We start from the raw sequence: 26,775 nt of genomic DNA, 5'->3' as shown, positions 1-26,775 counted from the left end.
CCTTTTCTCATAGTTGGAAGACAGTCCGGGATTCACCTACAAGGAGACCCTGATCATTGAGTATCTGTGAAGGGAACGCCGTTTCAAGACGTTGAATCGTCTCCGTTCGTTTATATCCAAGCTGTTTCAATATCGATAGTATCACATAAGCGCATTCCTCATCAGCGCCATCCGCAATCTTAACGGCGAATCCTAACCGTTCTTCACGCAAAGCGAATCCGAATATCCCTTTGAACCCGCCTTTGGCGAGGATGTTTGGATCCTCCATCATAACCGAATCCAGTCGTCCGGTCCCTCCTACGAGCAGAGGATTGGAGGTCATTGCACCGCCAATACGTTCTACTGCGGCTCTTGTAGACGGATCTGCAATTAAATCTGGACAAGCAAGCTTCAGATATGCCTTAGCTATCGCAGGCATCGGCAATGCATATACTGGAAATCCGCAGCCATCTGTCCCGCTGCCCATATGCTCCGGCTTAACTTCTGACATCTCGATAATAGCAGATGTCATCTCTTGTTGGGCAGGATGCTCCGACTCCAAGTAAGACTCGAGATCGTAGCCTGCAAGCTTGCACCAGGACAGAATGCCAAAGTGCTTGCCTGAACAATTATGGAATCGTCTTGCTGGTTGTCCACCGCTTCTGATCCACTGTTCTTTGGAAGGCTCGTGCAGCGGATAAGAAGCCGCACATTGAAGTGCTGACTCGGACAATCCACTCTGGAGCATAATATGTTCTAATGTCTCCATATGCACGTGTTCTCCTCGATGGGAGGACATCATCAGCGCGAGATCCTGCTCGGATAAGTTGTATTGCTCTAGGACACCGTGCTTTACGGCAGGAATAATCTGCAGCGGCTTGCCTGCTGATCGCAGAAAGCGGGGAGCCTCCATATCGCCGATGGCGTGCTTCAGCGCTCCATTTTCGTCTACCGCGCAGAGTGCGCCATCATGCTCACACTCTATGATTCCATTTCTTAACTCCATAATTAAACGTTCATTCATATTAAAGACTCCTTGATTTCATGGCATATCTACTTTAGATTATAACGAAACCAATCTCTTTTTCCTAACGTAAACTTGTACAGCTAATTTTAACTTAAAGGGGCTTCCAATTCATGTCTGATAAAACACATCAACAATCACCCATCACGAAGGATGAGGTCGTTAATGTTACACTTCATATCGCTTGGGGTGTCGTTCTCGTTCCCGTACTTCTTCTATTGTTTGCCTATATATCCAAGGGAGTATTTGCAGATAAGTTCACCGCGCTGGACTATCAAGTCACAGAGTCGCTGAGACAAGTCGCTTCACCTCCGTTAACGACTATCGTCTCCTGGATCACTCATTTGGCTAACAGCTATATCATTATTCCCTTGGGCCTTATCTTGGCTGCTTGGTTAGCGTATGGAAAGCAGCTGAAAGCACATGCTGTGATGCTGATAGTCTCGCTAGGAGGCTCCTATCTCCTCAATGAAGGCCTAAAGTCCATATTTCATCGTACTCGTCCTGCATGGGAGCATTGGATACAAGCTACTGGCTACAGCTTTCCGAGCGGCCACGCGATGGTGTCCACGGCTTTCTACGGCATGGTCGCTTATCTTCTCTTCCGAATCATGAGAGCGCAAAATCGCCCAACTTGGTACATTCTTCCCTCAGCTGTTATTACGATCGCTGCAATTGGGATGAGCCGTGTTTATCTGGGTGTGCATTACTTTACAGATGTATTGGCTGGCTTTATAGCCGGCGGAGTATGGCTGCTTGCCTGTATGTATACGCTTAGCTGGCTGTGCAGTAGATCTAGTCAGAAGAATAAGGATCGGAAACGAATGGATTAAACAACAAGTTGATAAGCAATTCAATTAACGCCCCCGCTCAGCCGTAAAAAGCGAATCGTGGGTTGTTTTTTTGTCTATTTATAAGCTATGGTGTCGGTTATTTCAATCAATAGGTCGTTTCTATGATTGTTTAGTTCATCCATCATCTGTTAACATAAGCGATAGTGAAATGTTTGGCAACGTACTTTGCATTTACTTAGCTGCTGTAAAGGAGTGATCAATACCGCTGAACATCGGCACAATGATTTCCATAAGTAGTTGTCATACTGAATAAATAGTCATTCTGGAGTGAACTCGACATGGAAAGCTGGAAGAAGAACCTAGTGATACTATGGTTCGGCTGTTTTATCGTATCATCAAGCTTCTCAATGGTAATCCCGTTTCTACCGCTGTTTCTCATTGACTTAGGCGTTACTGAGCATCTTGAATTATGGTCGGGCCTCCTATTCAGCGCCGCTTTTCTAGCAGGGGCCATTTCTTCTCCATTCTGGGGAGCAGTTGGTGACAAGTACGGCCGCAAGCCAATGATCATTCGTGCTGGTCTCGTTCTATTTATCTTGTACTTCTTGATGGCATTCGTCACGAATCAATATCAATTGCTTGCGATTCGACTTCTTCAAGGTCTGCTCTCAGGCTTTATCCCAGGATCAATTGCTATCGTGGGCACGAATACTCCTGAGAAAAAAGTCGGGTATGCGCTGTCCATGATGTCCACTGCAACCGCGACCGGCAGCATCATGGGGCCATTGATCGGCGGTCTGCTATCCCATCTATTCAGCAATCGATTGGCGTTCGCCATTGCAGGCATACTCTGCTTCATCGCGACGATACTGGTCATCTTCTGGGTCAAAGAGGAGAAATTTGTACCGAGCAAGGACAAGGTTTCGGTTATGAATACGATCAGGGTTGCCAGCGGCAACAAAGCACTCATATTCGTCCTGATAATGACGCTGCTGACCCAATTCTCAGTTATGACGATTGAGCCTGTACTCCCGCTGTATATCGTAGAGATCGGCGGATCGAGCGAGAATGCATCGCTGGTTTCCGGCTTCGTCTTCTCCCTCGTGGGGATCGCGAGTATCCTGTTCGCAGCCCGTTGGGGCAAGCTAGCCGACAAGATCGGCTTCCAGAAGGTGTTGCTTATCGGATTGCTGGCAGGCGGACTAGGATCGCTCGCTCAGATTCTGTTCGAGAATATATACAGCTTCTCCATCATACGTTTTGTGTACGGCGCCTTCTTCTGCGCAGTATTCCCTGCGTTGAACGGGATGGTCGTTCGCTCGACAGCACCGGAATTCCGCGGTCGGGCGTTCAGCTTGAACCAGACGGCAAGCCAGATTGGCGGTATGCTGGGACCGCTCGCAGGCGGCATGCTCAGCGGCATGTTCAATGTACATGCCGTATTCTTGGTAACAGGCTTGCTGTTGCTCGGCACGATGTGCCTCGGGTACTGGATTCAACGCAAGCCGAGCTCACACTCGACGTCAGCTGGAGCATAGTCAACATAAAATAGCAGAACCGCTGGAGAAACAGTTCCAGCGGTTCTGCATGTATATGGGCTACAATCGGATATCTGCAATAATCGGAAAATGATCCGAAGGCATCTTGCCCGAGTTATGATCAGCAATAATTCCGTAGCTATCAACTTGAATAGAGTCGCTTACAAAGATGAAGTCAATCGGTGATTCAAACTCTAATCGCTTACTTTCAATGGCAGCTTGTATCATCGGATACGTATGTGCCGCAACCGCCAGGGAATCAAAATCCTGGAATGTAAACGTTGGTCCAAAATGCTTGTACTCCGCTGCCAGGCTTGCATCTCGGAGGGAAACATTAGGCTGTTCAGCAGTTTGCGACGCGGATTCTTGCTGGCACAAGATCTGGTACGTATTCGAATTCGACGTTACATTGAAGTCGCCAGTTAACACGACAGGATGCCCAGCCGCAAGAGTGTTCATACGATTCAGGATGAGATGCGCACTCTGTTCTACCGCCACAACGCCAACATGATCAAAGTGGGTGTTGAAGTGATAGAAGATCTGGTCGTTAAGCACATCATGGAAGCGCGCCCAAGTCACGACACGAGTGCAGGCAGCATCCCATCCCATAGATCCCGGGGTATCCGGCATCTCAGACAACCAGAACGTTCCCTCTTCGAGTGGCTTTAACCGCTTCTTGCGATAGAAGATGCAGGAAAACTCCCCTTCCTTATCTCCATCTTCACGCCCAACTCCGACCCAGCCGTATTCCGGAAGCGCCTGTTCCAGATCGGTAAGCTGCTGATAAAGTACCTCTTGCAATCCTACCATGTCAGGACGATGAAACTTGATCAAGCCTGCTACCATCTCTTTGCGATGAACCCAAACGTTCGGGCCTTCGAGATCATAAGCGTTCTTGATATTAAAGGACATGCAGCGTAATTCATGCTGGTACGAACTCACTTCTTGCTTCAACTGTGATCACTCCATTTCATATTACCTCTACATTGGATACAAAGCTTACCTATTTCATTCTTCTATCATAAACCCCTCAGGAAGAAGAAAACAGACCAAGAACAAATTCATTTTATGACATTCCAGTCGATAAATGTATCAAATTAAAAAGACCGTCCCCGCTAATGCGAGAACAGTCTCCTTTTTCCATCCATATTATTATGAGCGCGCTTCGTCCCACCATTTATAATAGATCGTGACATTCCCTGCTGGGCTCGTAATTTGCGGATCGATCACGAGCGTCTTGCCGCTGACAAGAAGTGTTGCTTCCTTCTTATTCTTCTCTACCTCATCGACCTTCTTCATAAAAGCATCGTCAGCCTTGAATCCGTATAAGTTCAGCACGTCAGCCAGCATCTTGCGCTGGGTACTGTCCGTTATATCTGATACCGACACCCCGCTGAAGGATTGAATCTGCTGTTCGAATTCGACTGCGACCGCATCTTCAGCTTGCCCCTGCTGCTTCGTCTTCGACATCACAATCTTGCTGCTGCCATCGTCGTAGATTCGATATCCTTCATATTTGGAAAATATCTTCTGTCTAATCACCAAATACATCTCATCCCGGTATAGATCCCAATCTGTCGGCAGTCTTGGCAATCTGGCTTCCGAAGTCGGCTCCAATGGACGGTCATATAGATTAGACATGCCATGATCCGTCAAGTTCTTAATCAACTGCAGCACTTCGGCGCGTGTAATCGTCTCATTTCCCATGTACCCTTTGATCGTATTTTCTCCAGGAATGCGACCTAACGCATACTTTTTCCCCAAGACGTATTGAATCGCCTGATCGCCTTCAAAGTTCACACCGTCCGCACTGGACACGATCTCCGCTACATGTTTGCGCGTTACATATTTATTTCTAAGCTGCAGATCAGCGTAACCATCGACCGGATAGTTCTTAAAGTAGAGGAAGTTATAATACTTATCTGACCAGCGATCTGTCAGGTAGGTATCCTCTAAGTCCTTGCCTGTAATCCCAACCACCAGCATGCGAATAAACTCGGCTTCCGTCACATTTTGATTTGGCTTAAATGTGCCATTTTCATAACCCTTAACAATTCCCTTGGATACGCCCCATTCAATAGTCGTCTTCGCCCAGTGATTGTCGATATCGCGAAACATCTGCTCGGCGGAAGCGCTTCCCACACCAACCGTCAGCGAAATCGCTAGAAGCAGCGGTACACATAGTGCTCGTAGCTTAAACATCAATTTACCCCCAGTATATTTTACCTATCAATCACATTCTATAGGCGTCCATTTCGGGCGGTCAAGCGTTTGCGGCGCTATAAGTCGAAAGATGGGATATTACGACTAGATGGCGTTCATTCCTTAAAGACCTAAGGACTAGAACCTGATGATCATACTCTCATCCATTTAGCGCATAGACAAATTCCTACCTTACAGAAATGAAACATTAGTGTCATGTTCATCGATTTCTCACCAAGCACTATCCTAGTATATTGATACTATTAAAAATGTGAAAAGGAGGAATCCTTGTGTCATTGATGGACTTGAATATAGAATGGTTTCGCGCGATCAATAACTTAGGGATTGAACATACATTTCTGAATCCTGTGTTTGTATTCTTTGCTGAATATTTGGTATATATCTTGGCAGCTGCTATGGTCATCTATTGGTTTACGAGAATATCTTCGAATCGGATGATGGTTATTCAGGCTGGATTGTCCTTTCTGTTAGCTGAAGCGCTTGGAAAGGCTGTTGGGCTGTTATATTCGAATCCGCAGCCATTTGCGGTGCTGCCTGATGTCAATAAACTAATCGATAAGGCGGTGGGCAATTCGTTTCCGAGCGACCATACGATCTTGTTTGTGTCGATTTGTGTTTCCTTCTGGCTGGTTCGTAGAAAAAAGAACGTTCTAAGCTACCTCTGGCTCTTAACAGCAGGCTGTGGCGCAATCTCGCGCATCGGCGTAGGTGTGCACTACCCTGCTGACGTGATTGTAGGTGCTCTGCTGGCGATTGCATCGGCGGTTCTCGTCTATTGGATCGTGCCTCGATTACGGTTCATCCAGTCATTGCTAGCCATGTACGAGAGAGGAGAACAGCGAATTCTCCCGGCAAAGGGAAGATTTAGAGCCTGAGTTATGAAGAACGCACACTAGAAAATAGCATCCTTCGGGGTGCTATTTTTGTTTTCTTGAAGCGGTATGCTTCGTGAATCTAATGTGGACCGCTGCCCCTTTCACAGCAAAAGCGACAGAATAGCCGAAATCGTGACGTTCGAAGAAGGATAATTCCTCACAGACATAGAAGGTATATCCACCCTTAGTTTCCTTTATATGTATTACATTTTAAATGATCAGGAGATGAAGCATGACACCGTACCTCTGGAGCTAGCCCAGGATGACTTCTACTCCACTGTGAAATTTCATTTTACGAAGTGATATGCGTATGTCGTGCATCCTTGCTATATGATCCACCTATCTCATAAGGAGGTACAATATGAATAATCGACAGGAATTCCGCTTTCAGGTGAATCTTAGCGGGATGATCAATATCCTATCCAACCATCTATACAGCAGTCCAAGGGTGTACCTTCGCGAGCTGCTTCAAAATGCAACGGATGCCATTCGAGCTCGAGAACAGGTTGATCAATCGTTCAGCAGCCGCATCACAGTTGAAGTTCTGGACGATCCGAACAGCCCTTCCTTAATGATTGAGGATAACGGCATCGGCTTGACTGAAGAGGATATTCATCAATTTCTCGCCATGATCGGCCACTCTTCTAAGACAGACCAAGACTTCATTGGGTCGGAAACATCATTTATCGGAAGATTCGGAATCGGTCTCTTGTCATGCTTCATGGTCAGCGACGAGATCGTCGTCCTGACTCAGTCCATTCATGGCGGTCCATCCCTGCAATGGTCTGGCAAACCAGATGGTACATACATGATAACCAAGCTCGAAACGACGTTATCCCCAGGCACGAGGGTATTTCTGCGCTGCAAGCCGGAGTCAGAGATCTATTTTGATACGGAAATGGTCAAGGATCTGCTCTATTATTATGGAGCGCTGCTGCCTTATCCGATCTCATTCTCGGTTGACGGCAAGAGAGAGCTGATTAATGGGGAGCAGCCGGAATGGATAGAATCCCCGGATCTAGCTCGTACTCGGCGCAGCGAAGTGCTGAATTACGGCCGCAAATTGTTAGGAGAGTCCTTCTACGATTATATTCCGATTCATACAGCGAATGGGCGAACAGCTGGAATTGCCTATATCATCCCTCACCACGTGAGCATGAATATGCGTCGTACCCATAAAGTGTATTTGAAGCAGATGCTCGTATCGGATCAAGCTGAGAACATATTGCCGGAGTGGGCATTCTTCGTAAAATGTATAATCTGGACGGATGAGCTTCAACCGACGGCTTCGCGCGAGCATTTCTATGAAGATGAGCGGCTTGAGCAGGTTCGTGAGGAGCTGGGTCAGTCTATTCGCGATGAATTGATGCGCATGGGACAGTATGAACAGAATCGCTTGCAGCAGATCATTCATCTCCACACCCTTTCGATGAAAGCTCTTGCTATAGAGGACTCACAGTTTCTGAACACCATCTACCGCTGGCTTACATTTGAGAGCACCTATGGCGATACGACACTCGGCGAGCTGCTGCGGGAAAACAAGAATTTGTACTATACCAGAACTGTTGATGAATATAAACAGATTTCGAATGTAGCTTCTGCTCAAGGTCAACTTATCGTGAACGCTGGGTATATCTATGATGCGGATCTGTTGGAGCGCTTATCTTATATTAGATATGAACTCAATCTTGAACAGATCGGTGCTGAAGATATCTCGCTGACGTTCACCGACCTAACACTAGAGGAGCGCAATAAGCATTATGATGCTCTGCATATAGCAGACCAAGTGCTTCAAAAATATCGCTGCAAAGCCGAACTGAAACGGTTCCAGCCTGCAGATCTGCCCGTACTCTTCACGCTGTCGAAAGATTCATCCGTTATGCGATCGCTTGAAAATGCGAAGGAAGTGAGCACATCGCTGTTTGCCTCTGTTCTCAACTCGATTGGAGCAAGCTTCAATGAATCGAGTTACTCAACACTGTATTTGAATCTTAATAATCCTATCGTGGAACGCATCCTGTCAGCTGCTCGTTCCGATATACTCCCTACGACCATAGAGCTGCTATACTGCAACGCGCTTATGATGGGGCGCCATCCGATGACTCGGACGGAAATGTCTGCCTTCAATCAAGGCCTCATGCAGTTCATGAATTGGGGGCTGTCTATCGACTTCAACTCAAAAGGAGGAAGCGCATGAATCCTCTATACTATGAGCTGATGAGCCAAGCTGAAGGTATGCCAGATGGGGTCGCTAAGCTGGAAGTTCTGGAAGAAGCGATTAGAATCCTGGATTCGGATGGTGAGATCGAAGAGGGCTACCGGTTGCGAGACCATTATATTCACATGGCTCAATTAGAGGGGTTTCCTTTAAAGGCGCTGATCGCCTTCGCGTGGCAGCTTGGGCAGTATGACCGCAACCCTGGATTATACAGCAGCAATCAGCTCTTGTGGGCGTACAAGTGGATTGTGTACAATAGCAGCCATTTTCCCGATATATCCTTGCAGCAGATCTATGACTTACTGGAGGATCTCTGGAAAAGGTACAAAGAACATGGGTACAGCGAACGAACCTATCACTATCTTCGTTTCTGTCTTGCCGTTGATATGGGCATGTTGAGCGAGGCTGAACAGTATATGCAGCGATATCTGAAGCTCCCGCGCGATGATTACAGTGATTGCAAAGCATGTGAGCAAGACATGCTCGTGCTCTATTATGCTGCTACCGGGCAGCACAAGCAGGCATTGAAATCCGCAAAGCTGATCACTAACGGACTGTTAAAATGCTCTCAGGTGCCTCATACGACTTTTTCTTATCTGCTCCTGCCTGAGCTCTATGACAAATCGGAGAAGAAAGCTCGCGACCTTCATCTTCGTGGATATTCGCTCATTAAGGGGAAAAGCGACTTCATCTATCATATTGGCAAGCATATTGAATTCTGCGCCATAATCGATCCTGAGAAAGGAATCGAACTGTTTGAGCAGCATATCGCGATGGCGATGAGTAACGAGGACCCCTTCAAGAAAATGAACTTCTTCCTGTACGCTGCGATGCTGCTGCAGAAGCTCGAACGTGAAGGCTCCTCCTACCGCCCGCGTGTTCCCGCTTCGCTGCTGTCGAATTCAGAAGAAGCAACCTTAGCGAATGTGTCCCGTCAAGTGACCGAACGAGCTCGATCCCTGATCCAGCAATTCGACCGGCGCAACGGCAATCACTATTATACCGATCTCTCCGAATCGTTGTGGATCAGCAGGGCTCGGCGGTAAGCATACTCTATCCTATATCCAGCAATTTGCCGCTAGGCTCCACCTCTGGCCGGCACTTGGCAATCAACAGCAGCAAATTTCAAGCTGGAAGCTAGCTGCAGCGCCCGGATGATGCTTCGTTCAGCAGCTGCTGGCGCGACTGCCGACTGCCTTTTGTGTTGAAACGGACACAGAAGACGTTATTTCTACGAAAAAGGCGGATTACGCGAATTTCGCGGACACAGGAGACGCTATTGGCACGATAATCAGCAGTTTGAGGTGAAATGTTCAAGAATAGCGGATCTACGGTCCGTTTGATTAGTAGAATGGTGAATTTTCGGCTAAATAACGGCCTGTGTGTCCGCAAACGCCGCCTACTGGCAGCGCTAGCTATATGACACAAGCTAAGAAGCGCAAAAAAGACGCACAGATAAGTTTCATCCTGTGCGTCTTTTTAATACCTATCGCAGAGTGACACCTGCAATCTCTAGTCCGTCCACCGCGAAGGCTCGGCGCACCAGCTCGGGTGCCACGAACTCGTCGTACTTGCCTAAGTACGGCGCCTCTTCTGGCGCAAGCAGCGAGATCGGATCCTCGCAGTTCGCTAGCTCGTGCTGGATCTCGCGCAGCAACGTGTCGGCGTCGGCGCGGCCGGAGACGACCATGTAGTAAGGCTCCATCGGCACGATGGAGCGAAGTGCGAGCCGCTCGGCGAGACGGTGCTTCAGCACGCGTTCCAGCGTGCGGAACGGCTTCGAGCCGACCCATGGCAGCACGAAGTGCGAGTCCCCGCCTGCTGGGATGACGCTTTGCGTCAGCAGGCCGCTCTCGCGCGCGAGCCGGCGGGCGCGCTCCAGGCGGTTGACCGCACGCGGCGCGAGGTACGGATAGATCGTGCTTTCCGCCAGCACGTCGCGCATCTTGCGCATGACGAGCGTGTGCATGTCGCCGCCTCCTCCGAGCCAGAGCGTATCGACCTTGCCGCGCGTCGCCTTAACGTAGACGGCCTTATGCTTGCTGTCGATCTCGACCACCTTCCACAGCTTGCCGGCCAGCGAGAAGCAATAGCCGGGCGGCGGGACGGTCGTGATCGAGCCGATCTCCTCCGAGCCGTTGTACACGACATGCTCTTCATCGTCCTTAAAGACGGCTAAGAAGCGGAAATTGTTCACGATCTTCTCACCCGTCAGGCCGATGATGAGCGAGCCCTCCTCTGTCAGCTGCAAATGATCGGTCTGCAGCAGATAATTCAAGAACATCCGATACTCTTCCGTTTCAATTGTCTGAAACGGCGGCAAAGTCAGCACTTCGCGCGCTAGCTCCGCAGGAGTTGCTTCGCCCATCCCCTTCAAGATGCTCATCGTCTGATGATACAGCAGACCGATGGGCTTCTTGCGCAGCTGGATCGGCTCAACCCACTTATCGCGCACGTACAGCTCCGTGACCGCGATCGCCCGCAGCAGCGTCCACGGCATGCGCGCGGGCAGCTGCGCCTCTTCGTCCTCCTCTTCCGGGACGACGAAGAGCATCTCCGACACCGCCTCGCCCCGTCGTCCCGAACGGCCGAGGCGCTGTACAAAGCTCGAGCAGCTGTACGGCGCGCCCAGCTGCACCACACGCTCGAGCTCGCCTAAGTCGATGCCGAGCTCGAGCGTCACCGTCGCCGCTGCGACGGCGGGGCCATGCCCCGCTCGCAGCGCGGCCTCCGCTTCCTCGCGCAGCATCGCGGATATGCTGCCGTGGTGCACATAGAACACGTCCGGCTCCTGCCGACGAGCCGCGACTCGTCGCATCTCCAGCGTCGTCACCTCCGCATCGGTGCGGCTGTTCGTGAACACCAGCGCCTTTTTCAAGCGCGTGTGGTCATAAATATAGTCATAATAAGCCTTGCGCGCATTCGCCAGCTGCTCGGCCTCTTCCTCGTTCTTCGCATCCGGGAACGAGAAATGCTCCACACTCAATCGCAACTTACGCCCGCCTTGCGGCGCGACCACCTCCACCGCGCAGGAGGTGCCGGCTCCAAGCCATGCGCAGGCTGTATCATAATCGCTGAGCGTCGCCGACAATCCGACTCGCCGCGGATGACTTCCCGCCATCCGTTCAATCCGCGCCAGCAAGCTCAGCACCTGCGTCCCGCGATCCGCGCCCATAAAAGCGTGGACTTCATCCACCACGACATAGCGCAGATCCGAGAACATCGCTGGAATCGCATTCGGCTTATTCATCAGCAAGCCTTCCAGCGATTCCGGCGTGATCTGCAGCACGCCGGATGGATTGCGCACCAGCTTCGTCTTCTCCGCCTGCGCCACATCCCCATGCCAATGCCACACCGGGATGTGAGCCTCGCGCAGCAGATCATTCAAACGTTCAAATTGATCGTTAATCAACGCCTTCAACGGCCCAATATACAAGATGCCTACTGATTTAGCTGGATTCTCGTATAACTCCGTCAACGCCGGGAAAAACGCCGCTTCAGTCTTGCCTGAAGCCGTTCCCGAGGCGATCAGCAAATGATTCTGCGTTTCAAACAATACCCGGCATGCGCCTAACTGGGCTTCACGCAGCGTATCCCAACGCTTTTTATAAATATACTCCTGGATAAACGGTGCCAGCCGATGAAACGGGTTACCCCCGCCGCTTCCCACTCCGCTCATAGCTCAAACTCCGCCAAGAAGTCGCCAACCTCGTCAGGGTCTTTTTCCGCAGGCTTCACACAGCGCTCCCCGACCAACTCAGCGAAGGATCGATCTGGATACTGATGCAGCGTATGCAGCAGATCCATAAAGTCACGGATGATCTCCCGTGTCGTTAACAGCTCATCCGCTCCAAGTCTGCCGACTGCCTGCTCCATAAACGTGATCAGCTGCTCATCTGTCAGCTTCGCCTCATATCCATAATGCAGCGCATGCACATGACGCAAACGCTGCAGCAAGATCAAGATCTCCTCATGCGACAGCATGTCCAGCTTGATGATCGGTCCCGTATAGTTGCGCAGGCCTTCACCCGTATAGCGACCAGCCACTAACCGCGACCGCAGCGCCTCATACGAGTACAAGCCGCGGCGTTCATCTTCCACAAACTGCGGAGTTCCCCCCAAGAATATGCCCAGATACTCCGCCTTGCCCTGCATCGTGTCGTTGAACATCGTCAGCAGCTTCTCATAATTGCTGTGCCGAGATATGCTGTTCGTGATCTTGTACAGATTGACCCCTTCATCAATAAAGAGCAGCAATCCTTTATATCCGATCTTCGCTGCAAATTCAGCCCATAGCTTCATGTAGTCGTACCAGTTGTCATCATCGATGATGACGCCAACGCCCAGCGCCTTCTTGGCCTCTGTCTTCGTCGCATATTCACCCCGAAGCCAGCGCAGCGCATTTTGCTTCATTTCATCATCCATTGTCCGGTAACCATTCCAATACGCAGCAAGCACCTTCGCAAAGTCAAACCCATGCACCATGCTCTGCATCTCGCCCGTCACAGCCACAATCCGCTGCTCTACTTCTACGTTCAAGGCAGGATCGTTTGGACCGATTCCAAGCTCCGACATAGCCCCTTGTTGAATGACCATGATCCATTTTTGTAAAATGGTTTCCAAAGAACCCCCGTCCGGTCTAGTCCGTGTGGACAGATTCGTCATCAGCTCACGATAAGTCGCCAAGCCCTGTCCCTTGGTCCCGACCAACCTCCGTTCCGGCGATAGATCTCCGTCCGCAACCGCGAAGCCGCGATCCATCGCATAGTTGCGAATCATCTGCAGAAGAAAGCTCTTGCCACTTCCATAACGCCCTGTGATCAGCTTAAATGCCGCTCCGCCCTCAGCGATGTTGTCCAAGTCCTTTAATATCGCCTCTATCTCCGGCTTGCGCCCTACCGCGATATGCTCTAGTCCGATCCGCGGCACAACGCCCGCGGTTAACGAATTCACAAGCGCTGTCGTCATGCGCTTCGGAATCTTCACTTCATTCATGCCACATTCACCCCATCCAATGTTTAATCATCGGTATATATTCATCCGCTATCGCTTCTCCATCAATCAACAGATCACCGATTGTATCCATAGCGGCATTATTGATTTCTTCAACGATCAGCTCCGGCATCGAGCCATATTCAGCCGCCAATTGCATCAAACGCTGTGAACCTGCTCCTTCATACAGCGCAGCCAGCACACGGCGATGCATAGGCTCGAGCATTTCTGCCAACTCAACCCATTCCGCGTCCATTTCCTCAGAGTTCCATGCTTGCTCGCCTGTATACGTCTCATCTTGGCGCTCTTGAATCATCTCATCTCTCTGCGTAAGCTCCGGCCCCTCATCCAGCTCAAGCTCTCGTACCAATCCTTGGTCTTCGCTCTGATCCTGTCCTTGCGGTTGCTTTGGCTCGTGTCCTCCCACGGTTACATGCTCTAGCTCACCTGGCCTGATCCTTCCACGTTCCTGCACTTGATCCGTTACGGGCATTTCCTCTTCTACCGTCAACAGCTCGCGCACACGATCCGAATCGCGCTTTAACTTCGCTAACTTCTCCGCGTCTATGCTTACACTAGGTACGGCCTGCTCAGAAGCATCATCCCCATGTCCAAGCTCCCGCTCCAAATACCGTACGACCAGTGTGTTGATCCCGTCCTCCACCTTAATTCCTCGCAATTGACCTTTGAAGCCGCGCAGACGCCGCAGCGTATTCTCCGTCAATCGAACAAGCTGCGTTATCATCGCGCGCAGGGGTGCGTAATGACTCAATGCAATCACACCAATCGTAACACTGCGGCCAAACTGTGAAGCATCATACAGCGCCCCGCGAAACAAATATCTTTCTCGCCGCTCTACCTCACCCGGGTGGAACATTTCGACTAAGCGCATATCGTATTTTTTCACAATATACCGATCCACCAACGCAATGACCTTCGGGATATACTTCTCAAGATCCGCTCTCCCGCCTTGAGCGTAGAACTTGCTTCCCATCACATTGTAATCCGCCAGCAGGTCTACAGTATCAATCGAGAGGTCCACTGGATCAGCCTTAAAGCGATGCATCAGCTCCAGCTCAAACAGATCGCCCGATATCGCATGCGGCACTCGCTCCGCAATGTCTGCAAATGCAGCATCCAACTGATGAACAAGCACAAAGTCCGCCACCCAGTTGCCCATGTAGCGATCCAATCGTGGAAACTCACTGCGGTAAGCCCCCCACACTTCCATCAGCATGTAGTATCCATCCTGCGGGTCCTTCCATCCGATGCCATTGATCAATTCATACACATACAGGAAGATGTACGACAAGTCCGTCCGCAGATACCTCTCATAACGCACTTCGTTCCGCCAGTAAAAATACCACCCGCGCTGCGCCTCCGACATGCTTTCATATGTAGGCCAATAGGCCGTAAAAGGCACAAAATTCGCATCACGATCCACATGATCCTCCCATTTGCGCGCCTGTTTCACGAATGACTGCTCACCAATACTAATATTGAGAGACTCGATAAACTGCTTGGCATCTCTCCCAACAGATACTGGCGCTGGCCGCGACGGATCTCTCGGCGGGATGACCATCCCTTTGTCCTCGCTGCCGCTCATTTCAATTTCTGCATAATGAAAATGTTCCTTGTCGTTGCCCATCATCCTGTACTTGTTCACCTCACATTCAGAAGCCTGCTGCTAACTTCCTTCTATTCCTGCCGTATCATAATCTGCTTCAATATCTTAATCCAAACATAAGTTCGCTCAAAAAACAAGTTTATTTGCTGAGTATATTGGATTGCGTTGTTCATCTGCAGGATAGGAATATGCCGCTTGCGTTGATTCATCTATTGATGCAATAAACACCAATCGTCACGAACAACGCACACAACAAAAAGAACAGCCATTCCGCGGGATATTGGATCCCCGTTGCTGTTCTTCTCATATTGATTATTTCTCACAATGAATACATTGCTTTTAGTTATCTATCCACATTATCATGCTTGGATATGATCACATCGGAAGTACCTCTCAGAGAGTGTCTCACCATTATCCCTTCCGCTCAGTGCGGCAACTCCTGAGTCCATGGGATAATAGCCAAACGGCGGTTACAGCGGGCCTGCTTATCCCATGCACGATAAGACGGTTTTTGCCCGTTACAGCACGCAAGACCTCGTGCGAATCACCCGTAACGGGGGAAATACCCCTTACGAACCCACCGCGGTGTACGACCCCTGCTACGCTAGCGCGTGGCACCCGTAACGGGGTAAAAACCCTTTACGGACCCTTCGCGATGTGCGAACCCTGCTACGCTAGCACGATAACGGGGTTTTTACCCGTTATCGCACTCGCGCAAATCACCCGTAACGGGGTAATAACCCCTTACGGACCCACCGCGGTGACCTCACCTAGTTGTACAAGCTGTTGTTCCATGCACGGCTTCGATCCAGCCAGCCGCGCAATATGTCTCGCAGCTCGTTTTCGCCTACTGTTTCCGTTAGGCTCCGCGGATACAGTTGCAAAAAGAGTCCCTGCTGCCCCTCATCCAGAATCGGCTGATCCTCTGCGCCAGGAAAGATGCAGATGACCTGGTGCACCGGGTTGCGCACATACTTGCCCTGCTCGGTAATGTAGCCGATCGCCCAGTACTTCGCCATCTGGATCATCGTCTCTGTATTGACGATGGCATGGCGAATCGCGTGCCATGGGCGATATTTGACCTCGCAGATGAGCGAGCTGAGGTATTGATCAGCCTGATACAGATCCAAGCGAATGTCAGGCTTGCGCTTCAGCTCGCTGCTGTAGAAGTAAGTACCTCTGCTTCGCGCCGTGTCCGCATGAGATTCAATCAGCTCGTCATAGATAATGCCGATGCGTTGCTTATCCCGCTCCAGCATCACATAACTGCCATCCTTTAGTCCCTGCATCGACAGTAGATTATCCGCTTGAGAGTATACATTATCTTCAATGACTCTAAACCCCATATTCTTTACGACATCAATCATCTTAAAGAATACATAATACTCATACAGCACAGGTGTCGGGCGTGAGACTGTGCCGGCATGTGCGGCTGTCCCACGAGTGGACTGCCCCCATGCCTGCGATTCCTTGCTGATCTGGTCGACCACTCGCACGCCCCAGTTGCCATCATGTGATGCCATTTTCCGCGACGGCACCCGATCGCTGATCTGCTTCCAGAAGAAGTGCTGTAAAACATGCTGCAGCGCCGCCTTATACTTGACGTACTGCTCCTCAAGCCGCTGCAAAGACTGCAAGCGCTCATCCAGCCGCTTCTTCTGCTGCTGTTGAATCGAGATCGTCGTCTGCAGATTAGCCCTATCTTCCTTCGCAAGCATGCGCGTCTGTTCCCATGCATTCTTCCGATTTCTGCGCGCTTCTAGTTCCTGAACAACGCTGTCTCGTTCTTCCTCAAGGCGGCGGCTCACTTCTCGCAGCGACAGCATAGCCTCTTCCATTTTGCGAACAAGCTGCTTCAACTGCCATTTTACCAGCTGCGCAGATTGCGTATCCTCTTCCAAAACCATGCGTCGGTTCAGAAACTTTGTCTCGTTCACGCGCATCCCTTGCGGGCTGTGCTCCCACATCGCGCTGCGGCGCGTCTGCCGCTTCGGCTGCGACTGCACCACATACCCTTCACGATAAGCGGATTCTTGATGCTGTTGAATGTAGCGAACAGCTTCATGAAGCTGCCGCTCACGCGTCTTGTACCAGTTAAAATAGTTCCAATGGTTATTGCCGCTTAGATCACGAACCTCGGTACCCGCTTGCTTCGTCGCGAATCCATCCTGTACAAGTCCCTGCACATGCTGGTTAATAATCGTATGTATCGTTTCGAGCTGGTTGCCAGTCACATTTTTCGGCACGATATCGAACAGCCCGTTATATACATGACTCCCGTACCTCAGCTGATAAGCGTATCTGCCGCATGTCCACGGATATAATTCATCACGTTCATACGAATACAGCACCTTGTGGCAGTTCTGCACGCTCAGTTCAAAGGCATCCTCATGACCATCCTCTTCGTCCAAATGGGCTATGCCTCCCCATGCAATCCCGACCTGCAGTTCCGGTTCGGCTGCGATCAGCTCTATCGTCAAGCGCAGCGACTCCTTGATCGGCAGTGGCTCTGCAATTTGACCAGGCACGATGTTGAATACTTCGGCGTCGCGCCCCTCTCCAACCTGGATACGCAATGAAAATAGCGCTGGCACCGGCTCAACGAATATAGCCATGCATCATCAACTCTTTTGCTTTATGTTTTAACAGTTGAATGGACTGCTTAAATGTGCTTATTTGTTGAGCGGAGTCTGATTGGAGCAGTCTGACTAAAGTTCCGGTCTCGTATTGAGAGCCGAGGTAGCTTCCTACTAAGGCTCCAATATCCGTCTCGGAGCCGGAAATCTTCGTCAATACACGCTGTGCCAGCTGCAGATCCAATGCCACCCCGCGTTCAATGATGCCTTTACCGTTTGCATCCATCGGTATGTTGGCTACATAACGGGCAATAGCGCGAACAACGCGGAACGAAATACCCTGCTGGCGGTCGTGTTCATGGATCGCTTCGTGAACACTGTCGAGCAGCAGTACCTCCTGCTCGGTTAATTGATCAAGCGAACCATGCTTGTGAACCGTCCATATGTCACGCATCAATTCCGTATTGACGGGATAAGGCAAAATATCCCCATCTGTATCATCTTGAACCTGGCGGTCCCGAACCTCCATAAATGATAGCTTGCGAGGAATAATGATGTTGGCTCGATCCAACAAGCGGTCAGAGAAGTCCTTCGTCGTCTCGTCAAAATTAACGGTCCCCACGAAGATCACATTATCTCCGATATGAAGCGTCGAGCTGTAGGCTGCATCGCTGCAATTCGCGCCAGCATGGTACAAGGTCAGCATGCGCTTATCCGACTCCAACTCTAACAAAGAGATGAAGGGACTGAACCAGTGCTCCACCTGCGACAGGTTCATTTCGTCAAATATGACCATATACAAGCCCTCAGGATACTTCTCGGCCTCAAGCAGCAGGCTGACCAATCCCGTCTCACTTTCGTGATAGGCGCCTGTTGAAGGATTGAGATATCCGAGAATATCGTTCGGCTCCCGATAAGCGGGCGATATCGGAATCATCAGCATATTATGGCCCAAGGTCAGGCCAATCGTCTCGCCGTACAGCCTTGCCAATTGGGACTTTCCTGTACCTGACAGCCCGCCGACAATCGTCAGATTGTTCGTTTTCACGCTGACATGGAAGTTGTAGAGGTCAATCTCGTCATAATACAATCCGCGCTTCTGCGCGTTATAATTAAGCTGCTCTAACAGATGAATCTCATCCTCATGGAATGGAAATTCTCTTAGCGCATGATGTTCATGGTCCACGTCTATCATTCCGCTCTGACTAGCGGACAGCTCATTCTGAACAACCAACTCTCCATTAGGAGGAAGCTGCAGCGTACGCTGCCAGTCAAGCATTTTCACGCCGTCAGCGTTCATCTCATGGCGCAGCTCGCTTAGCACATCGTCAGTAACGACTAGCAAATGGCTGTCCAATCTAGCTGTGATTCGGTCATAGAAGTTGTGTGTTACATCCATAATGCGTACATCGTCTGGATTCGTAACATAGTAGGTTGTTGGGATATCTGCCCGTTTGAACGATAGATTGGTATATAATCGATTGCCATAGAATACGAATTCAGGATCAGAGAATAGATTAGGGTACATATCAAATGGAATCGGTTGACTGGTCCATATCCGCTGCTCAAAATCCTCCCGCGACTGATGCATCGTCAGATGCGGCATCGGGATAAACGTGTATGATGTCGCATCGCGATCCAGCAGCGGCTCGACTCGAATAATCTCGATGTTCAGATGCATGCTCGAATGATTCAACGAGAATAGAATCAGCTTGTCTTCCAGCACTTCTATCAACTTCATTTTCCGATCAATAGGCAGCAAACGGTCATAATTCGGAATCATCGCGCGCAGCTTCTGTAAATTCGCGATACTTCGCGTACTTCCTCTTAGAACACGATTCGGGTAATAGAAGGCATTCTCCAGCTCTATTGGAATAGGCGATACACACACTACATTAAAAAATAGATGCTCGTTATACTCATCCGCAAAAGTGATGGGAGCATCAATAGTGGTATGTGCCAGATCATCTTCAGTAGCCAGCTTGCCTGCAAATACCGCCTTCTTTAGCTTAATATCCGTTGCTCGATCCAATTCATGCTTAAGCTTCATATGCCATTGCTCCTTCAAGATTATAGATGACCTTACAAGTTAAGGAGGCTGGCGAACCGCTGACAAGTCGGAACGGGATGTTCAATTGACGCAGCTCCTGTTCAAGGTGAAAGCTTTGGGCAGTCGTCAACTGTTCCATATCAATAAACCAATAGATTTCATTATAATTAGGCCTTGATTGAATAAAGCGCCCGATCTGCTCCACTTGGGGTACGTGGCAGACACAGGTCTTCGCGATATAGGTATGAAATGAAACAGCTGGACGCATCGTAATGAGTCTTACTCGCTCATCTGCAACAAGAGGCTCCCTCTTCTCAAGCTCACTCGTCAGCTTCCGGCGCTCTTTATTCAGCTCTTCGTTATCATGGCACAGCTTAATTTCACGAATCTGCAGCTCCTTCAGCTGCTGTTCCAGCTGCTGGTACTCCGTTGTGATCTGATCGAGCTTGCGGCTGTACTCTCCCTGCTTCTTCTTGGACTTCGTTTGTTCAGCCTTCAGCTTCTTCTCCAACTGCTCAAGCTGCTGCGCCCGCTGTTCGTGAACCTGCTTCTCATCCATCGCTTCAGTCGCCAGCTGCAACGAGTATTGGATGGCATCATAATGGACCAGCTCCAGCAAGGCCTGACGCTCTTCGTCGTTCCAAGTGTTCCATTCTTCTCGATACAGCATGGATAACAGGAGATATCCGCCGTACTCGAAGTCACTAGCCGCATTCAATATGTAATCTTTCAAAGTCTGATCAGGGTTCTGCATGGTTTCGATCCAGACCTTCTTCTCTGCGTCTGACTTCACGAACTTCAGCAGCAGATCTTCGATCTGATCTAATTTATCTTTATTCACAAGCGCGCGAATCGCCGATGAGAAGGATAGCTCCGCTTCCATGCCTCCGCATACATCCCGACCCGCTTCAATATTAGCTCGTATCATCTGTTCGTGTTCTATAAAATAATCAGGAAACAATTGTCCTATTAGATAGATCTGTTCACCGGCTGAGCATTCCTCCTTCTTCATCTTCCATATTAGCTCTTCGACGGTTGCTGTTCGCTTATATTCACGCAAAGTATGCTTATACAGGCTATTGTGCAGCAGCTCATCAGGCTTCATCAGCTTCTGCAGCTTCTGCATAGTCTTCCTGCGCAGCATACTTTTAGGTACCTTCTCATAGCTCTTGCCTCGACCTAGTGCGAATCCATCGATATCCGGTTTAATGGAATGGGCAACATTAACCATCTCTTGATCTGTCAGCAGCTTGAATATTTCTTTCGACCAGGTGATCCAATCTATACTAGAATTCTGTTCTTGATCCTCATCCCTATCTATAGGAATCTCATTATCGTGTAACATTTCTAGATCTACCTGCTTGATCGCAGCCTGTGATCGCATATATCGCCCTCCCCCATTTCCATAATGTGATCATTAGTACTAGCAGAATCCATTAGCGCTTGTTAATAATTTCTAGATTATTAGTAAGAAAACCTTCTAATGCATTCAGCTACTGCCACACTTCTTGCAGCGCACAGCGGAACAAGTGATCAAGCTCATCCTGATCCTGCATTCCCGCAGCACTCGTCAAATTTCCGGCTATCTGCTCGAAATAGACGATCCGTTCCTCCAAATATTCATTGATGGGGTTCAATCTTGGCTCTATATCGAGCTCCTCGCCGGCTATTTTACGAGCAAGCAGAAGTCCTATGACTTCATTCAGCTTGCTGTCAGCGGGAATAAGCGCATCAACCAGTTGGCTAAATTCCGTAGGCGGCATGCTATTATATTTCTCGATCCAACCGCAAGCCAGTATCGGCCGCAGCACATAGAAATACTTTTTAATCCGGACCCGCTCCCCCTGCAAATAGTCGCGGTAGTTGCCTCTGGCCATGTTGAGATAATGATACATACAGGACTTCGGCGAGAAAGTTAACGGAGATATCCCTCGGATCTGCTCCGTGACCGAGTACCGCTCGAGGTACTGGATGGGCGATTGCAGCCATTCCATAAGCGGCGGGTTTGATTTGCGGAATAGCTGAAGCGCTTTTCTCAGATCCCAGCCGCTCAGGTCGAGCATGTTGTTGATGGGACGCTCGATGACATCCCGTTTATCGAATATCGACAGATACCACTCCACAGGACGAACATATATAAATCGAACATCATAGTCGCTGTTGCGGGAAGGGAATCCCCATGCCCGGCTTCCGGATTCGCAGGCATATAGAATTCGAACCTGCTCCTCCTGTTCAATTCGTTCCAACTCATTTTTAATCATGTACGTATAATCCGGCATGAATATCACTCCTTTTAAATCCACACCCTTATTATCTTCATTGTGATCGAGAATGAACATGGCGAAAGTATTACGAGTACCTGTTACAATAAGAGAATATGGATTACTAGAAAAGAGATGGGGGCTGCCACGTGGCTAAAGAAAGCTTCGATAAGGAAATTCAATTCCTTCGTATGCTTGTGTTGACAAGCGGAGCGTACAACCGGCAGCAATTTGCCGAAAGGTTAGGCATCTCCGTACATACCTTTGACAAGACGATCCGTCGACTAAAAGACATTGCCAACGCGATAGCGCCTTCCATCCCTGAGGATCAAGGGCGGCAATTAGCGGATTCCTTACGATTCAGCTACTACGACTCGAGTGATCCGATGCTCTTATTTTTATTCCGCGCAAAATCTGTCAAAGAATCAGAAAGCATCCGGATTTCACTTCTGATCGCAGGGATGAACGAGCGTGCCATGACAGCGATGGAGCTGTTAGACTTCTGTATCAGCAGCATGCCTGTCGATGCAGCCGTTACAGACGAGAAAACGATTCGTGCTGATCTGAAATACCTTGAAGAAGTTGGCGTCATTAAGAAGGTAGCTTCAACGCGTCCCTATCGCTACCGACTCCATAATGACTTGGTTGCCGACCTGACAGAAGACGAATTGATCGATCTGTACGACTTCGTGGATGTCATGGCCAACACACAGGTCCCTTCTGTTCAGGGCTATTTGCTGCGAGACGGACTTAAGAAGCTGCTGCTGCGGAGCGATATGGAGACGGATGCTACAGAACCTTTTTTATATAAGTATCACTACTATTCTCGGATTCTAGATGAAGCGCATCTATACACGTTGCTCGACGCGATCCGCAATCGACGCAAGATCAAGTTTGTGTATTACTCTCCGAAGACGGATAAGAGCTACTCCTCCAGAAATACGAATCCGTTGTTCGAGCGCGATGCGGAAGGCAAAGAGCATCATACGCTGCCGCTTCAGATAGTCTACGATCACCAGTATGGACGTTGGTATCTGCTCGCTTACAATCGAGTCGGAGGAATCTTCAAATTCCGCATGGAAGGCATCACTCAACTGGAACAGACTGAGACTGTTTCCGAGGAAGCTTGGACCGAGAGAAAGCAAGCGCTGGAGAAGAAGCTTCAGCAGAGCTGGCTTATTGACACTGGGGAGCCCGTGACGATTCGCGCTCGCTTCTACAATCCGAACGTCTCGAATCATAATTTCGTGAAAGAGCGTGTACTGCAGCAAGGGCAATGGGGACGCATTATCGAGGAAAATGAAGAATACTTCGTCTACGAGATCACGGTAAACGGAATGACGGAGATCAAGCCATGGCTGCGCAGCTTCGGATCGAGCTGCGAGGTGCTGGAGCCGCAACGCCTGCGCCAACAATTGATCGAGGAGTGGAAGGAGATTCAAGCCTACTATGAATCTATTCGAGAAGATATTTAACTATCAGATCATATCCCGGCTCGAAGACAGCGGCACCTTCATCGTAACCGCTCACGAGCGGGCTTGGCTGAAAAATGTGCTGCAGCATCCAGCCGCCGCTGCAGCGTTCACGCCTGCGACGCTCGATAAGCTGAGCGTCCTGCTTGAACAAGAGGATACCATGAACACAGCCGAGCACTTGATCGAAAAAGCGCGCAGCGTGGAGCATCAGGTCTACCACCCGCTGCTGCGCACACTGCGCCGCCTAATCATGAACAAGAACGCCTTCCAACTGTCTTATCGCAACAAGTCAGGAGAGCTGAATGCATTTCAATACGGGTATCCCTATAAGCTGGAATACTCGATGGTGAAACGAGAATGGTATCTGCTGTGGTACCATCTCAAGCGGCATTCATTTATGAGCATTAAGCTCAAGCAGATCGAATCCGTAACGGAGAAGCCGATCCCTCAGGATCGCGCCGACCATATTCTTAAACGAATTGACCGTATTCTCGATTCGAGAAGAACCGATACCGTCATCGAGATTGTTCCCGCTTACATTGTCGAGCTGTCACGTATTCTGTACGCATTTGCCTGCTTCGAGAAGGATGTAACCTATAATGCAGAACAAGATATCTACCGCGTTCGGATATGCTATATGGCTGACGAGGCGGAATATCTGCTGTCCAAGATTCGCTTTCTCGGCCTGCGTGTTCGTGTGATCGAGGGCGATTATCTCAAGAAGCGCATGCTTGAGGCTACGACGAAATCCCTTGCCCGTTACGAAGCCGATGCCGCTGCAGCAAGGGAAGAGCAGCCCGCGCATTAAAAAATAAGCTTACATGAACTACATTTTGCGAGTGCGTATCATTTAGCCATTTGAATGGAATAATTAACTAGAATTAACTGTACATTAATGAAGCCTTAAGCTTGGGTAATCATTATATAAAATAAGGTCATGATTACTATAATCACAGCAATTTATAACCATATTCCCTACAATAGATAGTGAGAACTTCTTGCTACGCACAATTACGTTAAGTATTCATGAGGAGGAGACACGATGAGTATCCAAGACGACATGAAGAAAGTATTGCTGGTAGGTATCGGAGCAGTCGCCACCACGGCGGAAAAATCTATGGAGCTGGTTGATACCTTTTTGAAAAAGGGGCAAATCACGCTGGATCAAGCGAAAGTTCTGAACGAAGAGCTGAAGAGAACGGCTGGCACTAAGCCTGCTGCTGACAGCTCTGTCAATGTACTGGATAAGCTGAACGCAATGAGCAAGGATGAATTAGCGGCTCTCAAAGCAAAGCTTGCTGAAATGGAGAACATGGAACATGAAGCTGAGGCGTCTGAACAGAAGCAGTACGAGACAGAATAAAGATTCATCTGTTTCGAGAGTGAAGGAAATGCTCAGTGTGTTAAGGGCGCACGATATCGTTCATGGCTTGACTCCTGTGAAGCTGCGGATGATCTTGGAGGAGCTCGGTCCTACCTTTATCAAGCTAGGCCAGATGGTATCCATGCGGCATGATCTGCTCCCGCCCAGCTACTGCGACGAACTCGCTCGACTGCGTGCGGACGTGTCACCAATGGGCTATCCAGATGTGCTATCGATCTTACAGCAAGAATACGGCGCGCCGATCCGAGAGGTTTTTGCTCATATTGAGCAAGAGCCTCTTGGTTCTGCTTCTATAGCACAAGTTCATCCTGCCACTCTGAAAAATGGCTCCAAGGTCGTCATCAAGGTGCAGCGTCCCGACATTCGTGAGAAGATGGCACAAGATATTGCCCTCATGAAACGGACAACCCGGTTGTTAAAGTTTATTGGCAACACTGGCGATGCGATTGATTTCAATACGGTGTTGGAAGAAATGTGGTTGGTGGCGCAGGAGGAGATGAACTTTCTGCTCGAGGCCAGCAATAATCGAGAGTTCACCAAGCTGAACGAGGATGTTCAATATGTCAGATGCCCGAAGATTGAGAAGAACCTGACAACATCACGTATTCTTGTGATGGAGTACATTAACGGTATCCAGATTGATCAGCTCGACCGTCTGAGAGAACTCGGCTACGACATTAATGACATCGGTATGAAGCTCGCAGACAACTATGTGAAGCAGATTGTTGACGATGCCTTCTTTCATGCGGATCCCCATCCAGGGAACATCTGGATCAGTGAAGGGAAGATCGTCTGGCTCGATCTTGGGATGATGGGCAGACTGTCCAATCGCGATCGTACGCTGCTGCGGAACGCAGTTGTTGCAATTGCTAATAATGACATCCATGAGCTGAAAAATGTGGTGATCACGCTAGGCGTCGTCAAGGGGCGCATTGATCACTCCAGACTGTACACGGATATCGACGTTATGCTTACGAAGTATGGCAGCTTGGATCTATCCAGTCTCAATCTGGGGCAGATGCTGCAAGATATGATAGAGCTGTCCAAGCAGCACGGTATCACCATGCCGCAGGGAATAACGATGCTCGGCCGCGGTATTATGACGATTGAAGGCTTGCTGCGCGCATGCTGTCCAGAAGTTAACTTTGTTCAGATCATGGCCAACCATCTGTCCGGAGAGGCTTTTTCTAATTTCGATCTAAAGGAAGAATTGCGTCAAGGCGGTAAAGCTTTATACAACTTTTCTAAGAAAACAGTCGAGCTGCCTTCGCAGCTGTCAGAGCTGTTGAAGATCGTCATCAAAGGCCAATCAAAAGTGAATATAGAGCTGGTAGGCTCTGAGGAGCCCCTTAAGCAAGTCAACAGTATGGTCGACAAGATGGTCGTCTGCATGATAACCGCAGCCTTGCTCGTGAGCTCCAGTTTAATCTGTTTAACCGATATGAAGCCGAAGGTTCTCGGCATACCGCTGCTTGGCATTATCGGCTTTGTGAATGCCTTCTTCCCAGGGGGCTGGCTGCTGTATCAAGTCATGTTTAAAAATAAGAAGCGTAAAAAGTGATCATGTGTGTCGACACTTACATATACAACGCGCTGCGGGCGCGCTCGAGGGGCTGAGACGTTCATTTTCGCCGTCTCAGCCCCTCGAGCGCGGTTTTGAGCCTGAGACGTCGATTTTCTACGTCTCGGGCTCAGTTTGACCCGCCGCGGGGGCGCGCGTTGGTCTGAGACGTTTATTTTCGACGTCTCAGCCCTTTTG

19 protein-coding genes are annotated in these 26,775 nt (G+C 49.5%); 9 read left to right on the top strand and 10 right to left on the bottom strand.

Annotation, left to right across the window (positions count from 1 at the left end; genetic code table 11):
- Positions 1–7: 7 nt before the first annotated feature.
- Positions 8–1,003: an asparaginase gene (locus ACXX53_RS22425; protein ID WP_458570923.1), complete on the bottom strand. Its 996-nt coding sequence runs from the start codon at positions 1,001–1,003 to the stop codon at positions 8–10.
- A 113-nt stretch (positions 1,004–1,116) separates the two neighbouring features.
- Here ACXX53_RS22425 and ACXX53_RS22420 point away from each other — a divergent pair, with 113 nt between their 5' ends.
- Positions 1,117–1,836, top strand: a complete 720-nt coding sequence (locus ACXX53_RS22420) for a phosphatase PAP2 family protein (protein WP_458570922.1) — start codon at positions 1,117–1,119, stop codon at positions 1,834–1,836.
- Between the two features lie 299 nt (positions 1,837–2,135).
- The gene (locus ACXX53_RS22415; protein ID WP_458570921.1) at positions 2,136–3,335 is read left to right on the top strand and encodes an MFS transporter; all 1,200 of its coding nucleotides are present in this window, start codon (positions 2,136–2,138) and stop codon (positions 3,333–3,335) included.
- A 60-nt stretch (positions 3,336–3,395) separates the two neighbouring features.
- Here ACXX53_RS22415 and ACXX53_RS22410 read toward each other — a convergent pair whose 3' ends face one another.
- Both ACXX53_RS22410 and ACXX53_RS22405 read right to left on the bottom strand, forming a co-directional pair.
- Positions 3,396–4,289, bottom strand: coding sequence for an endonuclease/exonuclease/phosphatase family protein (locus ACXX53_RS22410; RefSeq protein WP_458570920.1), 894 nt, complete (start codon positions 4,287–4,289; stop codon positions 3,396–3,398).
- A 198-nt stretch (positions 4,290–4,487) separates the two neighbouring features.
- Positions 4,488–5,537, bottom strand: coding sequence for an S-layer homology domain-containing protein (locus tag ACXX53_RS22405; RefSeq protein WP_458570919.1), 1,050 nt, complete (start codon positions 5,535–5,537; stop codon positions 4,488–4,490).
- Positions 5,538–5,827: 290 nt separating this feature from the next.
- Between ACXX53_RS22405 and ACXX53_RS22400 the strand changes: the two genes are divergently transcribed.
- The 3 genes from ACXX53_RS22400 to ACXX53_RS22390 all read left to right on the top strand — a co-directional run bounded on the left by ACXX53_RS22400 (position 5,828) and on the right by ACXX53_RS22390 (position 9,697).
- On the top strand, positions 5,828–6,433 hold the full coding sequence (locus tag ACXX53_RS22400; RefSeq protein WP_458570918.1) for an undecaprenyl-diphosphatase: 606 nt from the start codon (positions 5,828–5,830) through the stop codon (positions 6,431–6,433).
- A gap of 361 nt (positions 6,434–6,794) precedes the next feature.
- Positions 6,795–8,630 carry an HSP90 family protein gene (locus ACXX53_RS22395; RefSeq protein ID WP_458570917.1) on the top strand — a complete coding sequence of 612 codons (1,836 nt, stop codon included), beginning with the start codon at positions 6,795–6,797 and terminating at the stop codon, positions 8,628–8,630.
- Positions 8,627–9,697, top strand: coding sequence for a hypothetical protein (locus tag ACXX53_RS22390; protein ID WP_458570916.1), 1,071 nt, complete (start codon positions 8,627–8,629; stop codon positions 9,695–9,697). Before ACXX53_RS22395 ends, ACXX53_RS22390 begins: the two co-directional genes overlap by 4 nt.
- A 440-nt stretch (positions 9,698–10,137) precedes the next feature.
- Here the strand turns inward: ACXX53_RS22390 and ACXX53_RS22385 are convergent, their stop codons facing one another.
- From ACXX53_RS22385 to ACXX53_RS22355, 7 genes are all read right to left on the bottom strand, one after another.
- Complete coding sequence (locus ACXX53_RS22385) at positions 10,138–12,330, bottom strand: DEAD/DEAH box helicase (protein WP_458570915.1); 2,193 nt, start codon at positions 12,328–12,330, stop codon at positions 10,138–10,140.
- Positions 12,327–13,646 carry an ATP-binding protein gene (locus tag ACXX53_RS22380; protein ID WP_458570914.1) on the bottom strand — a complete coding sequence of 440 codons (1,320 nt, stop codon included), beginning with the start codon at positions 13,644–13,646 and terminating at the stop codon, positions 12,327–12,329. The genes ACXX53_RS22385 and ACXX53_RS22380 overlap by 4 nt, the downstream gene beginning before the upstream one ends.
- Before the next feature lie 7 nt (positions 13,647–13,653).
- Positions 13,654–15,309, bottom strand: a complete 1,656-nt coding sequence (locus ACXX53_RS22375) for a TerB N-terminal domain-containing protein (RefSeq protein WP_458570913.1) — start codon at positions 15,307–15,309, stop codon at positions 13,654–13,656.
- Between the two features lie 731 nt (positions 15,310–16,040).
- Entirely contained in the window at positions 16,041–17,885 is a 1,845-nt protein-coding gene (locus tag ACXX53_RS22370; RefSeq protein ID WP_458570912.1) for a nuclease domain-containing protein, read from the bottom strand.
- Positions 17,869–19,896 (bottom strand): hypothetical protein, encoded by a 2,028-nt coding sequence (locus ACXX53_RS22365; RefSeq protein WP_458570911.1) that lies wholly within the window; start codon positions 19,894–19,896, stop codon positions 17,869–17,871. Before ACXX53_RS22365 ends, ACXX53_RS22370 begins: the two co-directional genes overlap by 17 nt.
- Positions 19,886–21,280, bottom strand: coding sequence for a hypothetical protein (locus ACXX53_RS22360; protein WP_458570910.1), 1,395 nt, complete (start codon positions 21,278–21,280; stop codon positions 19,886–19,888). Before ACXX53_RS22360 ends, ACXX53_RS22365 begins: the two co-directional genes overlap by 11 nt.
- 109 nt (positions 21,281–21,389) lie before the next feature.
- Complete coding sequence (locus ACXX53_RS22355) at positions 21,390–22,175, bottom strand: nucleotidyltransferase domain-containing protein (protein ID WP_458570909.1); 786 nt, start codon at positions 22,173–22,175, stop codon at positions 21,390–21,392.
- A 131-nt stretch (positions 22,176–22,306) separates the two neighbouring features.
- Here ACXX53_RS22355 and ACXX53_RS22350 point away from each other — a divergent pair, with 131 nt between their 5' ends.
- The 4 genes from ACXX53_RS22350 to ACXX53_RS22335 all read left to right on the top strand — a co-directional run bounded on the left by ACXX53_RS22350 (position 22,307) and on the right by ACXX53_RS22335 (position 26,577).
- Positions 22,307–23,632 (top strand): helix-turn-helix transcriptional regulator, encoded by a 1,326-nt coding sequence (locus ACXX53_RS22350; RefSeq protein ID WP_458570908.1) that lies wholly within the window; start codon positions 22,307–22,309, stop codon positions 23,630–23,632.
- Positions 23,607–24,440 (top strand): WYL domain-containing protein, encoded by an 834-nt coding sequence (locus tag ACXX53_RS22345; RefSeq protein ID WP_458570907.1) that lies wholly within the window; start codon positions 23,607–23,609, stop codon positions 24,438–24,440. The genes ACXX53_RS22350 and ACXX53_RS22345 overlap by 26 nt, the downstream gene beginning before the upstream one ends.
- A 234-nt stretch (positions 24,441–24,674) precedes the next feature.
- Positions 24,675–24,995, top strand: a complete 321-nt coding sequence (locus tag ACXX53_RS22340; protein WP_458570906.1) for a phasin family protein — start codon at positions 24,675–24,677, stop codon at positions 24,993–24,995.
- A complete protein-coding gene (locus tag ACXX53_RS22335; RefSeq protein WP_458570905.1) occupies positions 24,952–26,577 on the top strand; it encodes an ABC1 kinase family protein in 1,626 nt (541 codons plus the stop codon). The genes ACXX53_RS22340 and ACXX53_RS22335 overlap by 44 nt, the downstream gene beginning before the upstream one ends.
- Positions 26,578–26,775 lie beyond the last annotated feature (198 nt).

Source organism: Paenibacillus marinisediminis (assembly GCF_054343325.1).
This window is presented reverse-complemented; position numbering and strand designations above follow the sequence as displayed.